The sequence below is a fragment of the Neorhizobium vignae genome (genome assembly GCF_000732195.1).
GTDB lineage: Bacteria > Pseudomonadota > Alphaproteobacteria > Rhizobiales > Rhizobiaceae > Neorhizobium > Neorhizobium vignae.
In genome coordinates this window covers 1-13,663 of sequence record NZ_JNNU01000019.1, presented here as the reverse complement: position 1 = coordinate 13,663, position 13,663 = coordinate 1, and the positions used below count along the sequence as shown (strand labels likewise).

Below are 13,663 nucleotides of genomic sequence, written 5' to 3'. Positions count from 1 at the left end.
GGCGGTAAGAAAGACATACGTGGAAAATAAGCAGTCAACTATCAGGGCGGCGGCATGGATGATGACATCCATCGCCTTGCTCCTGCTCATGGCCGTCTCGGGCCGTGCAGTAACCCGCGAGATCGACGTCTTTCAGGTGATGGAAATGCGCTCGGTCATCGCCTTCTTCATGCTGCTGCCGCTTGTCCATCGCGAAGGCGGCATCAAGGCAATGCGATCGCGCATTCTGCCGAGCCATATAGGCCGCAACGTTGCGCACTATGTCGGCCAGTTCGCCTGGCTGATGGGCCTCACACTGATCCCCCTGGCGCAAGTCATCGCGATTGAGTTCACCGCCCCCATCTGGGCCGCTCTGATGGCCGCGGCGTTTCTCGGGGAACGGCTGACATGGCGTAAAAGCGTGGCGATCCTGTTTGGTCTGGCCGGCGTGGCGCTGATCGTACGCCCGGGCGCGTCGGCGCTCAACCCGGGCCATCTCATCGTGCTCGGAGCTGCCTTTGTGTTCGCCATATCCTTCATCACCACAAAGGCCCTGACCCGTTCCGACAGCGCAACGAAGATCATCTTCTGGATGCTTGTCATTCAATCGATCATCGGAATAGTACCGGCACTGAACGTTTGGGTCTGGCCGTCCGCAGCAACATGGCCGTGGATCTTCCTGATCGCGTTTACAGGTACATTCGCTCATTACTGCATGGCGAAAGCATTGTTCCATGCCGACGCAACGGTGGTGATGCCGATGGACTATCTGCGCGTGCCGTTGTCCGCCCTCCTTGGTTACCTCCTGTATGCCGAGGCTGTCGACAGCCTTACAGCGATTGGCGCAGGATTGATCCTCGCCGGCAATCTCTTCAACCTGCGCCGACCCAATGCCAACCGGATACAAGCCACTCCGTCCTGATGGCCTTCACGGAAAGCCGCCAGAGACCCAAGGATTGGGAGCGGTTTCATCCGCCTATCGCGCAGATAACCGCACACCCTGTCGACATGAAAAACGAGCCGATCCAGCATCGCAGTGGTGCCACGTGTTTGCCTCACGCTCAGCCCGCGAGGCGACGACCGGGAACTCCTGTCCGCGCAAGGGCCATCAGCATCGGACCGACAGCGAACTCACCTCTTTCGGTACGGCGGGTAAGATCGCGCAGATAACCGCCGGCCGAATTGATGTGCCCTCCCCTCTCGAGAATGCAGGCAATGACGGTCGCTGCATTTTCTCTTCCCATCGTCATGCATGCTTGCTCATAGGCTGATGAACTGACCCCCAGCATGGTGCGGACAACCACTGCCGCGGCCACCAGATCGCGCCAGTTGTCGATCCTCCCGCCTGGCCCGTAGTCTGCGATCTGGGGGCAGGCCTGGAGCACGAGCCCGAGCGGGAAGGACTGCAACGATCTTGGCGCCAGGCCGCCCTTGTGGGGCGCTCTTTCCTCGCTCTGTCTGCCTCCGGCGGATTCACTCCGCGGTTGGAGATCGTCCGGCAAGGGTGCGACACGCATGTTCTCAAGGCGAGGTTCAGATTCAAAATCGTATTTAAGATTAGAATTCTGTTTGTGGCGCTCAATCTGAGACTCTCTGGCGTCGATTTTTTGCGTTTTTACTCGGATTTCCAACAGGTTGATAATTTCCGAGCGCAGCATTTCCATTTCCTCGAGAAGGGGAGAGATGGTTTTGAGGGTGGCGACACGCGGAATCCGCCCCACCAGCGTTCGGAACATGTCGAGGATCGACCCCCAATCCCCGGAAACGCCTTCGTCGAAGGCTGCGGCAATCAGCTTGGCGACGTCACGCCTGCAGACGGTGAGCCTGTCGCGGGTAATCCGCAGCAGTTCGCGATCGGCAACCACCTGAGCGGCCACGCTTTCGATCTCGGCAGCTCGCGCCAGAAGCGGGGCGAGGCTGAAGCCGAACGCCTCGTTGATCTCTCCAGCCCTGCTGCGACGGGCGTAACGTTTCCCGTTTGGGCTATCCTTGCGCAGGATCAGACCGGCATCGATGAGAACGGCGAGATGTCGTCTGAGGGTCGCAGCCGTCATGCCACGGGCGCGCAGGGAGAGCTGGGCGTTCGACGGGAAGACGACGAGACCCCTCGCCTCGGAAATTTCGTCATCCGGGTAGAAGGTCAAGAGCGCGTCAAGCACCGTCAGGGCGCGATCGGTCACGCCCAGCGACGGCCGTGCCTCACAGACGGCCCTGAACAGTTTCCATTTGTTTCGGGTAATTCCGGGTTCAATCGTCTCGGCGAGTTGCTGATTTACCAACATTCCAAGCGACATCGCCCGCCGCCCAAAGGGCGTCGTCACATACCTACTCTCCATCTGCCTTCACTTTCGCTAAGGCAAAAGAAATCCGCACGCCCAAACGGCGCCTAAACTCTTGACAGTGATTCGAGGAAATGCGATTCTGGATTTGCTAAGATCTGAGAAGGGCTTCCACGACCATGTCGCTTGGGGGCCTTTTTCTTTTGCGGTTTACGCTCCTTTGTTCTGTTGGAATTCTGCAAAGAGGCCTTCGAGCCTCTCCTGCACGAACTGATCGAACCCAGGCGCGGCCCTGTTGTCGAAAACAAAGGTCGCGCTCGATGCGTTCTTCTTGAATTGGACCGGTACGCCGGAAATTTGCGAATTGGCGGCAGGAGCCTTGGTAACGACCGGTCTTCTCGACGCCAGCGCCAGTGCCCGATGAAACCGCTCGTCGCTTGATAGCGGCCGGGAGTTGTCCGCGGACAACTCCGCCAGAACCAGATCAGGTTCTGCATTCTCAAGGCGTTCCCCCAATTCCAGCCAGCGTCTGCGGCCGATTTCCGGTGCCGCGCCAATGGCGGTGATCAAGGTGATCGGCACCTGCCGCGTCACGATCAGCATCTTGGAGAGCGCTGCCTTGTCCACGCCCAGCGCTGCCATGATGATATCGCGGGTAAAACCCCGTTGCTCGAGCCGCAAAGCAAAAAGCGCCCGCTCGATATAGGACAGGTTGGTGCGGGCGCTGTTTTCCTGCCCTTGGCTGACCACCAGCTGGTCATCGGTGAGTTCGCGGACAACTGCCCGGACACGAATGCCAAGCCTCTTGACCGCAGCGAGCCGGCGATGGCCGTAGGCGACCTGATAGCGGCCTTTCGTCTGCGGGTGCGGCCTCACCAGAATAGGCACCTGCTGGCCGTGTTCGCGGATCTGCTCCACCAGTTCGCCCAGTTGAGCGGCATCGATCTCCAGTCGGTCTTCGACGAAGGACGCGTCGATGAGGCCAGGATCGATCTCGACGACGATCTGGCCTTGGGCGAGCTGCCGTTCAAGATCGTTCGCCCGTTCGACCTTTTCGGTGATGTTGCCGAGCGTCTTGGTGATCCCGCCCACAGGGGCCGGATTGCGGGACTGTGGCACAAAGCCGGCGATGGGGCGATTGTCTCTCGGCGCGACCGGTTCCGGGCGGGCCGAGGTGGACGAGGATATCTCGATGAGGTTCTTTCGTGCCATCTAATTACTTCCTTCCCCACGTGGATCGGATATGGGCCTCGATCTCGGCATTGACGAGATTGAGCGACTCCCAGGCCCGATCGTAGGTGCCGCGGACAAACAGCGACCTTTCGACTTCATAGAGCGTTTGCTTCGTCACGCCGGCATCGGCGATCGCCGTCGATTTCAGCATCGCGTTCTGAAGCATGCGGTTGCCGAAGATCGCGCGCATGAAGCCCGTCATCTGGCTTTGCGGGCCGTCATTGGGTTCAAATCTGGTGACGAGGTAGCGCATCCAGTCGTAACTCGTCCGGCCCCCTGCCCTTTCGACCACGGACATGAGCTCGCTCGTCATGGTGAGGAACTGCGACATCGACATGACGTCGAGCATTTGCGGATGTACGGTGATCAAGACCGACGTGGCCGCGCAGAGTGCCGACATCGTCAGAAATCCGAGTTGCGGCGGGCAATCGACGACCACGACATCGTAGAGGCTTTCGATCTCGGTCAACGCCTCGCCTATCCGCGCGAAGAACATTGTCTCCGCGGTTCCGGATGCCATCGCCTTCGGCGTCTCGTGCTCGAATTCCATGAGTTCGAGATTGCCGGGAATCAGGTGGAGATGGGGAGTGTAGGTCGCGCGCACGATATCGGCGATCGGCCGCGGATCTTCATAGCGGATCGCGCCGTAGAGCGTCTCAGCCTCTCCCACGTCCAGTTCCGGCTGGTGGCCGAACAGGGCGGAAAGGGAAGCCTGGGGGTCGAGATCGACAGCCAGGACGCGGTAGCCTCTCAGGGCAAGATATTGCGCCAGATGCGCGGCGGTTGTCGTCTTGCCCGAGCCGCCCTTGAAGTTCATGACCGATACGATCTGAAGCTTGTCGGAGCCCTTGCGGGCCGGGACGTATTTCGGAGTTCCGTTGCGTTCGTCGAGAACCCGGCGGATGCGGTCCATATCTTCCGCACCATAAAGGCGCCGGCCATTTGCAAGCGGATCCGGGCCGTGCCCCTCGGCTGCGACCTGCCTGAGATAACCCTCGCCGATACCAATGAAGCCCGCAGCCTCGGCAGGGGAAAAGAGCCGCATCGTCTTTTGAGAGAGCGGTGGAAAGATTTTGGCCTGATGCTGCTGGAGCTGATAGGACAGCTCCTGCGCGTCTGTTGCCAGAAGGGAAGGAAGATGCTCTTGATCGTCCTGGAGAACGAGACTCGGCTGCATGTGGTGATTTCCCGTTTAACTGCGCAATTTTCACATAAAGCGCTTTAACTGCGCAGTTACATTATGCTCCGATTCGTTACCGATTTACAAACGCTTAACCAAACCCTCATTCTCGCTTGGTTTGCACGCGGATTTCACCCGCCGACATGTCCTCCGGGGTCCTCTTCTGATGGTGATATGCAGGTGAGTTTTGGGTCGTGACGGGAGTAGTCCGCGGACTACTCCCGTCACGACCCGATCGGGAAGAGGGCCATTTAGAGCCGGTCGTAGACTGATAAACGTGGGATGGTATCGGGTGGCGCGGTCAGTTCTATCCAATCGGGTGGCTGTCGGATAACCTGGCTCAATGGACGTTTTGGACTGGTTTGCGCGCTGGTACGAAGTGGGATGCGATCGAGATTGGGAACACGGCTTCGGTGCTTCGATCGACACTCTTGATAATCCCGGCTGGCTTCTAAAGATCGAACTCGCCGGCACGGACTGCGATGGCCGGACGCTCGATCGGATCAGCCACAATTTAGAGTCTGAGCTGCACTGGTGGACGTACTGGACGAAGGGCAACGTGTTTGGCGGCGCTGGTGGCCCCCTTCACCTCCGGTCGCTTCTTGAGGCGTTCGAGGCTGGGCAACGGGTGTCCGCTAGGATGCCTGCAGGCATTTTGACGTCAGGGCAAATTCTGACCTGTGCACCGAATGAGGCGATAAGATCTGGCCGACCTCGAGTGGCAAGCGACCGCTGCTTCAGCCGAACAAGCCCAACGGCGCTCGTCGCCTGATCGTTACGTGTTGAGCGGCACCTCTCGGTGCTTGCGCGATCCGGCACGGCGTGGCGTGGGCAAGTGTTCTTGGGCCACTCACCATTTGCTATAACTGCTTTGCAGATGAGGGAAGGCGGGCGGGTGTCTGGGACAGGAATGATGGTCGGCGTCATCCGCAAACTCTGACGACCGCATCCAGGTAGCCGACAGGTCTTCCATCCGCGCTCACCAGCAGGCTGCCCGGGCAAAGGGGATCGGGATCATTGCCTGGGTCGGTCCCGGGACGGGCTCGCAACCATGCGGTCGTTCGACCGATAAGCCTATTCGGCGAAACGTATCGGGACGTCTCTGTGCAACGAAGGCGCTTTGGTCAATATCCGCCCGAGACCCGTCGGTGCTGGAAATTCCGCTGCAGCACGGGGCTAAGCCGCGGGCGCAACCGAATCGAGCGCGTCTTCTCCAATTGAAGCACTTGCGCCGTGTCGCCACTTGCTCCCACAAGCTTGCCGAGAACGTCCTGGCGATGATCCAATTCGTCTCAATGCGACTGCGGACGGGCACTTGAGGTCAGGGGCTCGAAGGGCGCCATCCTTGCCACTGGTAGTCCGCGGACAACTGAGAAATTATCCCATGCTTTTGGATGTGCGACCAGCACAAGGCGCGCGGCTTCACGAGGCGGATCCAGGGAACCCCTCAAGACCCTGTTCGGCAACCGGAAGATCCCGTCGATAATCCGGGAGGAGGCGATGAGCGCTGATATGGGCGCAACGGCCTGGGGCTGAAAATGCCCCGTGGCAGGCCGGTGGTGGGGGTGACGTAGAGACCGCACGCCGTTATCTCTAGAGGAAATGCAGATCCGACATGAGGCCACGAACACGTCAGCGGCGCGCCGACGCGGTTCCACCGGCCCGTGGGCTCTTCGAGCGAATCGCCAAAGGGCGCCGGCCATTTGCCGGTTGGAGCGGGAGGGTTTTGGCGATGAGAGGGTCCGCGTCCGACAGCGATCGAGCGGCTATCGCTGGGCCGGGCCTGCTTTCCCGATGGCGCCATGGACGAGATGAGAAGGGGTGATTTCAAGCAGCGGGCCCGATCTGCAAACGGAGGTCAGAAAACACCATTTTGGTCGTCGAGGGACGGCTCTCTTTCCAAGGATGGCAGCCTTCACGGGCACGCGACCGCGTCGGTGCTCGCATGGGTGAAGCGCCGGAAGGAAACGTCGCCAAGTCTTTAAGTCCGCTATCGCCGCGTGCGGATTCCTGGATGCCGCAGGATTTTCCGGCTCATTTTTTACGGTGGCGGGCAGGGGAGGCGTGGTTAAACTCGCTTGCGACGATCAAGGTTGAGCTGCCACAAATCGTGATGACATCAGGGTAAGCGATAGTTCGACGAATCGAAATTTCATCCGCATAGTCCCTTTCCAGGATGAGATCGGATCCAAACGCATCGACGGCCTGCGGTCTCCCCTCGGCGGAGGCGGCGGAGCCTCCCAAAACCCTAATTTTTCAGTCGACACATCGTGCGGTTTGTCCCGTTTATCTCGCCCAAAACCGCACTCTTGCGGTCTTCCGACCTGAACCGGTGCTGACCAGCACTACTGGCAATCAGGCGGATCGTTCGGCGCTCAGGACCAGGCGCAACCTTCAAACGCGCCGATGGGCAGCTTCAGGTATCGCATGCCGTTGGCTTCCGGCTTCGGGAGCCGGCCGCCATTGATGTTGATCTGCAGCGCGTGCAGGATCAGTTTCGGCATCGGCAGGGTGCGATCGCGCTTTTCGCGAAGGGCGACGAACTCGTCCCTGCCGGGAGACTGCCTGAGATGGATGTTTTCCGTTCTCTGACGCTCCACGGTGCTTTGCCACTGCGGCTGCCGGCCGCCCGGCTGGTAGTCGTGTCCGACAAAAACCCGGGTATCCCCGGGCAGCGCCAGGATAGCCTGAATGCTCGACCACAGAGCGCTTGCGCTGCCGCCAGGGAAATCGGCGCGGGCCGTTCCGCTGTCCGGCATGAACAGCGTGTCATGTACAAATGCGGCGTCTCCGGCGACATAGGTGATCGAGGCAAGCGTATGGCCGGGCGAATGGATGACGTCGACCTTGATGTCGCCGATGAAGAACGTTTCTCCATCGGCGAACAGGCGGTCCCATTGGCTGCCATCGACAGGCAGGTCCGGCCAGTTGTAGATCTGCGCCCAGATTTTCTGGACGTCGATCACGTGAGCGCCGATCGCGATCGGCGCGCCGGTCACGCCTTTCAGGTAGGCGGCCGCCGAGAAGTGGTCGGCATGGGGATGAGTGTCGAGGATCCATTGCAGGCGCAGGTCGTGCTGGCGGATATGCTCCAGCAGGGCATCCGCGTTATGGGTCGCCGTCGAACCCGACTTCTCATCGAAGTCGAGGACCGGATCAATGATGGCGCACGCCTTGGTTTGCGGGTCGCTCACCACGTACTGGATCGAAAAGGTACGCGGATCGAAGAATGCAGCGACGTCAGGTCTATGCATAACTGGCCTCCCGAAAGTTCGGTGCACGCGGAGAAAAGATCGCCCGTGCGGGATCGAATGTATAGAACTCGGTATAGGAAGCTGCATCCTGCGCCAGTTGAGCCACAGATTGAAGGATGAACTGGACGGTCTCGTCCGAAAGAAGAACGCTCAGATTGAGCCGCGTAAAGCCCGGTTTCTCGATCTCGTTGCCGTTCAGGATCGCCTGCCTGATCCGCTCCGACGTCTCGGGATCGATCGACAGCAGCCGGTGGACATACGGGCCTGCGCAGGCGCAGCCCCCGCGGGCCTGAATGCCGAACCGGTCGCTGAGCATGCGGGTGACCAATTGCTGATGAACGTAGCCACCCTTGCCGTCTCTGATGCGAAACGAGAATATCGGCAGGCGCGCCATCGAGGGGGAGCCCAGAAGCTCGATCTGCGGTACGTCCTGCCAGGCGGCGAGCGCCGTTTGCGTGAAGAGGTCGTTCAGCCGCCGGATTTCCTCCAGACCGATCGCATGTTTGACGAGGAAGACAAGTGCCGCACGAATGTCGCCGACGACATTGGGCGTTCCGGCTTCTTCACGGGCTTCCAGGCTGTCGCTGTAATCGTGGCAGGTAGGCGACACGAATTTGACGGTGCCGCCGCCCGGCCAGGACGGCTTGTTGGTGACGACGGCATCGTGCCGCACGATCAGCACGCCGGAGGCGCCAGGGCCGCCGAGGAACTTGTGCGGCGAAACCACGATCGCGTCGATCTCGGCGCCTTGCTCCGGCGTCATCGAGATCGGCATGTAAGGCCCGGCGCCGGCATAGTCCCAGACGATTTTTGCACCTGCCTGCTTTGCAAGCGTGGTGACGGCGGCGACGTCGGTCGAGATGCCGGTTATGTTCGACGCGGCCGAAAACGAGCAGATTGTCAGGTCGGCCCCGGTGCCCTGAAGAGCCTCGCCAAGAAGGACAAGATCCGGGCCGCCGCGGCTGCCTTCTGGGATCTCGACGATCTCTGCGCCGCTCTCGCGCCAGGGCAGGATGTTCGAGTGATGCTCGTAGGGTCCGACGATCACGCAAACCCGCCGGCCGGAAGCGATCGCATCGGTGACGCCCAGCAGGTTGACGAGCCGATTGAGGCCAGCAGTCGCGCCGGATCCCGCAAAAATGGCGGCATGCCGGCTGTCTGCTCCGCAGCATTCCTTGATGACCGACCGCGCTTCACGCCGCAGACGGGTCATCATGCCCCCGCAATAGGAAGCCTCCGTATGGCTGTTGGCGTAATAGGGCAGGACCTCATCGAGAACAAACTGTTCGACCTGCCTGAGCGCCCGCCCCGAGGCGACGTAGTCGGCATAAACGAGATCCTTCAATCCGAACGGCCCGTCGACTTTCGCCTTTGAACCGATCAATCCGTCTTTCAGCGTGGTGATCGGATCGGCGACTTCGAGGCTGGTTTTGAATTTGCCAAGAACGGTGACGAGTTCCTTTGATGGATTAAGATCGGCCTGTTCGCGCATCGTCAGTTCTCCAGACAGCAATTGACAGAGATTCTAATCTCGATCACGGTCTGAAAACTTCACCTATTTTTCAGACATCAAGCGGAAATGCGGGTCACATGATCGATAAAACTGTAAATATTGATCATATAGATCTAAAAATCCTGACCTGCCTTCAGCGCAACGCCGCACTCTCGCAACGTGATCTGGCCGAACAGGTGGGGCTTTCGCAAAATGCCTGCTGGCGCCGGCTCCAGCGGCTCCAGTCAAGCGGCGTGGTGGGCGCTTCACGCGCCGAGGTCGATCTCGAGATGCTGGGCTTTGATCTGACGGTCATCGTGATGATCCGGACCCGGCACCATTCCAAGGAATGGTCAGAGGATTTCCGCAAGCATGTCGACCGGCTGCCGGAAGTCATCGATTTTTATCGAATAGGGGGAGACTGGGATTATCTGATCAAGGTCGTCACCCGCGGAATTTCCGGCTACGACGCCTTCTATCAAAAGCTCATCACCAATTTCGACCTGGCGACCGTGACCGGATTTTTCGCCATGGAGGCCATCATTCGCAATCGGGCTGTGGACCTGAGCCGGCTGAGGTGAACGCGCGACGCCGGCGGCCGATCCCCTATCGGTCAGCTCAAGCCTTTCCTGCATCGACGTTAATCAGGCTATATTCACGTTGGTGAAGGTTCGCGACAATGGCAAGCCCGTTTCCGAAGCGGAATGGGACGTAGCCGATGCTGCCTTCTGCTTCGATTACTACGCCGATCTTGCCGAAGAGAACGCCGAGCGTCTGCCGGAACAGATCGATGTTGGCGACCCCCGTTTCCTGTCCAAGATCTCACGCGAGCCACTGGGCGTCGTCGGTGCTATCACGCCATGGAACTTCCCGCTGCTGATGGCGGCCTGGAAGGTGGCGCCGGCACGAGCCGCCGGATGCACCATCGTGCTGAAGCCGTCCGAGGTTTACTCGCTCTCCTGCGAGGCGCTGGCCGAGGTCATCCATGCAGCCGGGATCCCCCGCGGCGTCTTCAATCTCGCCACCGGAACCGGTCTCGAGGCAGGCCAGCCGCTAGCCGACCATCCTCTGGTCGATAAGGTGGCGTTCACGGGCTCCGTCGCGACCGGTCGCAAGATCATGCAGGCTGCCAGCGCCGGCATTCGTACAGTCTCCCTCGAACTTGGCGGCAAGTCGCCGTTCGTTATCTTCGACGACTGCGACATCGACAAGGCAGTCGAATGGATCCTGTTCGGCATCTTTTGGAATAAGGGCGAAGTCTGCTCAGCAACCTCGCGTGTCTTGGTACAGCGCAGGATCTTCGGCCCACTTCTCGAACGTCTGCGGATCGCTACGGAGTTGATAAAGATCGGTTCGGGCAAAGTGCCCGGCGTCAAGCTCGGCCCACTGGTTTCAAAAGACCAATACGATAAGGTGTGCAACGCTGCCCGTGCTCGACAATTTCTGGATGCCGTTTACGGCCAATCGCCAATTCAAGGCGTCTCCTAGGTTGTTGGCCGAAGCTTCGACCTGCCTTTCCCGGATGGAAGGACCATGTAAGAACCAGAGACAAGGCGAGGAAAAGCTGGAAATCACGGCCACTCGCAGGGTGTCGCAAAGCGTCGGAGGACGGCGAAAATCTTCGCCTGCTACGTTTTTGCCTTGGGTGAACCTGCCAGACCGAGAAAGACAAGAACCGCCTGATTGAGCCGCACGATATCCTCGTCGTCGAGCCGCCCAACCCTTATGCCGACCTTGGATTTTGGAACAGTCGTGATCTTGTCTACCATCAACCGGCACGGCAAATGCAGGCCATTGCGCTCGTTGGGCTCCACAGGAAGACGAAACAGCGGCGCGTCGGTCTCATCCGTGGTGAAGGCGCAGATGGTGATGGAATCCGTGGCGTCGAATGCCTCGTCCTGCACGACGACAACGGGGCGTGGCTTGCCCGCATAGTCCTTGCCACCGGAAACAGTCCAGATGTCACCGCGTCTCACGCGTCGTCGCCAATTTCGAAATTGATGTCGGACACCGCATCGATGAACGCCTGATCGCTAAGGGCATGATTACTGGTCGCCACGGCGAGCGACTGCCGATGCGCTTCCGTCTTGAATGACGGTGCACGAACGTCGGGCACCCAGATCTGGATTGGGCGCAGGCCTTGCGCACGCAGACGTGCACGATGCTCGCTCACCTTCACGCGGGACGGCTTGGGATTGGAAACAGAGGGCATGGCGGACTCCATCATGACGGGTTACATGTAACTTATCATGGACCGACGCTGATCGCGAGTCTTTCTATGGAGGGGAGCACCGGAAGCATCGGATTTCTGGTTAGGCTTAGCAATAGAATCGGGACTGTGCGGTCTCCCAAATAAACAGCCGGACAGGCTGCGGTGAACTTACAAGAGCCACGGACGATCAGACTTTGCGGTGTCACGGCAGACCAGCAAACGGCCCAGCCGCCGTCGCTCATGTCTTCTCGGGAAAGCCCTATTGGCTTCCGACCGGTTCGGAACTCGGACTCTTGGAGGCCGGCATTACCGTCAGCATCTGTCGCGTCCCGTTTCATTCCCAAGGGTGGGTCATCTGCTGCCTTTGACAGCCTGCCTGACGGAATTGAGGACAGTATTTTGCGATGCTTGGTGACCCAGGAGCAGCATGCAGGGTGTCAAGATCGGTGTCATTGCCGTCGCGAAGGCAAGACCTCCCGCCACCGTCGTTGATAGCTCAATCCAGTACTGTGTTGAGGGTGCGCCATATTGGATCTGCCGAGAGATCAGGTCGATGTTCAGTCCTAAGACCAGCGGGAGGAGGCCGAGAAGTGAAGTTTCGTTGCACCATGCGCGGAACGTGATGATGACGATGTGGCGCGTTGTTCGACATATACGGAAATCTCGAGAATCTGGCCGCCACAATATTTCTTCCTAATAGAAGAAATAGGGAGAGGGCAGAATGGCTACGTTCACAATCGGTTACCCGCCGCCGGCCAATTCGATGTGGGCTGCGGAAACTCCTAATGCCCTGGCGCAGTTCGCAACGGGGTCGCTGGTTCTAATCCCTTCAATGCGAAGGCGACTGGTTCGGCATGGATCGCATGTGTAGCAGACCTAAATTGTATATCCCATTGACATATCCCATCAAGAAGGCTATTTAGGTTACGTCGTAATCAATGCAACCCGGAGACGTGCAGATGGAGCAGGGTGCAGTATTCCAGAGCAATCGTAGCCAAGCGATCCGTTTGCCAAAGGCGGTTGCTTTGCCTGATGATGTAAAGCGTGTCGACATCGTTGCGGTGGGACGCACTCGTATCATTGCACCAGCTGGTGAGATCTGGGACAGCTGGTTTGAAGGAGCGGAGGCGACATCCGACTTCATGAGCGAGCGTGATCAACCTGCTTTGCAGGAGCGTGAGGCATTTTGATGCTGAAGTACATGCTCGACACCGATATCTGCATTTTTACGATCAAAAATCGACCGCAGCAGGTGCGAGACGCGTTCAATCGTTCCCATGATCAGTTGTGCATCAGCTCGGTCTGCCTAATGGAATTGATTTACGGAGCGGAAAAGTCAGCCAGTCCTGAAAAGAACCTTTCCGTTGTGGAGGGCTTCGTAGCGCGCCTCGAGGTATTGCCCTACGACGAAATGGCAGCAAGCCATAGCGGTCAACTGCGAGCTGAATTGGCGCGTAGCGGAACTCCGATTGCTCCATTTGATCAATTGATTGCAGGACATGCACGCTCGCGGGGACTGATTATGGTTACCAGTAATCGTCGGGAATTTGATCGCGTGCCCGGCTTACGAGTGGAAGATTGGACAACCTAGTTTTTGATAATCATCACATAGCCGGATCTCGCGGATTGCAGTAAGCATTTAACCACCGGGTGTCGGACCGAATTACATCAAGGCGGCATATCGAAAGAGACAGGATGTTCCTCGTGAATGACCGTCTTGAAGTTTGGCATCATTTTTCATATCTTGATATCAAAGCCATCATTTCCATGGAGGTGATATCAATGCCGGCAGTCACCATTCGAAACCTTTCTGACGAAACACATCGTGCTCTGCGGGTGCGAGCGGCTCATCATGGCCGGAGTACAGAGGCCGAGATCCGTGACATTATTGAAGCCGCTGTTCGTCCCCCTGAACGTATAAAGCTCGGTTCCTTGCTGACGGCCATTGGCCGAGACGCCGAGCTTTCCAACAGCGACGTTGAGGCCCTGCAGAAAAGTCGCGAAAGGACATCTGCTGAACCGATGACCTTCGAA

The 13,663-nt window shown here is 58.8% G+C and carries 12 protein-coding genes and 3 pseudogenes; 8 read left to right on the top strand and 7 right to left on the bottom strand.

Annotated elements, in window-relative coordinates; all coding sequences use genetic code 11:
- Positions 1-58 precede the first annotated feature (58 nt).
- On the top strand, positions 59-901 hold the full coding sequence (locus GQ59_RS25365; protein ID WP_051904207.1) for a DMT family transporter: 843 nt from the start codon (positions 59-61) through the stop codon (positions 899-901).
- A gap of 139 nt (positions 902-1,040) precedes the next feature.
- On the opposite strand, the gene repC is transcribed toward GQ59_RS25365, so the two are convergent.
- The 3 genes from repC to repA form a co-directional block, all read right to left on the bottom strand.
- Positions 1,041-2,315 carry a plasmid replication protein RepC gene (gene repC / locus GQ59_RS25360; protein WP_037086599.1) on the bottom strand — a complete coding sequence of 425 codons (1,275 nt, stop codon included), beginning with the start codon at positions 2,313-2,315 and terminating at the stop codon, positions 1,041-1,043.
- 153 nt (positions 2,316-2,468) lie between these two features.
- Positions 2,469-3,470, bottom strand: coding sequence for a plasmid partitioning protein RepB (gene repB, locus GQ59_RS25355; protein ID WP_037086597.1), 1,002 nt, complete (start codon positions 3,468-3,470; stop codon positions 2,469-2,471).
- Between the two features lie 4 nt (positions 3,471-3,474).
- Positions 3,475-4,668 carry a plasmid partitioning protein RepA gene (gene repA, locus GQ59_RS25350; protein WP_037086595.1) on the bottom strand — a complete coding sequence of 398 codons (1,194 nt, stop codon included), beginning with the start codon at positions 4,666-4,668 and terminating at the stop codon, positions 3,475-3,477.
- 346 nt (positions 4,669-5,014) lie between these two features.
- Here repA and GQ59_RS32115 point away from each other — a divergent pair.
- A pseudogene (locus tag GQ59_RS32115) lies at positions 5,015-5,278 on the top strand (Imm53 family immunity protein); the annotation flags it as partial.
- Positions 5,279-5,375: 97 nt separating this feature from the next.
- Positions 5,376-5,990, top strand: a pseudogene (locus tag GQ59_RS32830) (transposase family protein).
- Positions 5,991-7,046: 1,056 nt separating this feature from the next.
- Here GQ59_RS32830 and GQ59_RS25340 read toward each other — a convergent pair.
- Both GQ59_RS25340 and GQ59_RS25335 read right to left on the bottom strand, forming a co-directional pair.
- The gene (locus tag GQ59_RS25340) at positions 7,047-7,925 is read right to left on the bottom strand and encodes an MBL fold metallo-hydrolase (protein ID WP_037086592.1); all 879 of its coding nucleotides are present in this window, start codon (positions 7,923-7,925) and stop codon (positions 7,047-7,049) included.
- On the bottom strand, positions 7,918-9,417 hold the full coding sequence (locus tag GQ59_RS25335; RefSeq protein ID WP_037086590.1) for an aminotransferase class V-fold PLP-dependent enzyme: 1,500 nt from the start codon (positions 9,415-9,417) through the stop codon (positions 7,918-7,920). The genes GQ59_RS25340 and GQ59_RS25335 overlap by 8 nt, the downstream gene beginning before the upstream one ends.
- A 98-nt stretch (positions 9,418-9,515) precedes the next feature.
- On the opposite strand from GQ59_RS25335, the gene GQ59_RS25330 reads away from it, so the two are divergent.
- Both GQ59_RS25330 and GQ59_RS25325 read left to right on the top strand, forming a co-directional pair.
- Complete coding sequence (locus tag GQ59_RS25330; protein WP_037086588.1) at positions 9,516-9,998, top strand: Lrp/AsnC family transcriptional regulator; 483 nt, start codon at positions 9,516-9,518, stop codon at positions 9,996-9,998.
- A 52-nt stretch (positions 9,999-10,050) separates the two neighbouring features.
- Positions 10,051-10,857: pseudogene (locus GQ59_RS25325) on the top strand (aldehyde dehydrogenase family protein); the annotation flags it as partial.
- 188 nt (positions 10,858-11,045) lie between these two features.
- Here the strand turns inward: GQ59_RS25325 and GQ59_RS25320 are convergent.
- Positions 11,046-11,393 carry a type II toxin-antitoxin system PemK/MazF family toxin gene (locus tag GQ59_RS25320; protein WP_037086587.1) on the bottom strand — a complete coding sequence of 116 codons (348 nt, stop codon included), beginning with the start codon at positions 11,391-11,393 and terminating at the stop codon, positions 11,046-11,048.
- A complete protein-coding gene (locus tag GQ59_RS25315) occupies positions 11,390-11,629 on the bottom strand; it encodes an antitoxin MazE family protein (protein WP_037086585.1) in 240 nt (79 codons plus the stop codon). Before GQ59_RS25315 ends, GQ59_RS25320 begins: the two co-directional genes overlap by 4 nt.
- A gap of 959 nt (positions 11,630-12,588) precedes the next feature.
- Between GQ59_RS25315 and vapB the strand changes: the two genes are divergently transcribed.
- The 3 genes from vapB to GQ59_RS25300 all read left to right on the top strand — a co-directional run.
- Positions 12,589-12,819 (top strand): type II toxin-antitoxin system VapB family antitoxin, encoded by a 231-nt coding sequence (vapB, locus tag GQ59_RS25310; RefSeq protein ID WP_037086583.1) that lies wholly within the window; start codon positions 12,589-12,591, stop codon positions 12,817-12,819.
- Positions 12,819-13,220: a type II toxin-antitoxin system tRNA(fMet)-specific endonuclease VapC gene (vapC, locus tag GQ59_RS25305; RefSeq protein ID WP_037086581.1), complete on the top strand. Its 402-nt coding sequence runs from the start codon at positions 12,819-12,821 to the stop codon at positions 13,218-13,220. Before vapB ends, vapC begins: the two co-directional genes overlap by 1 nt.
- A 191-nt stretch (positions 13,221-13,411) precedes the next feature.
- Positions 13,412-13,663 (top strand): FitA-like ribbon-helix-helix domain-containing protein (locus GQ59_RS25300; protein ID WP_037086668.1); only part of this gene is annotated, 252 nt, incomplete at its 3' end.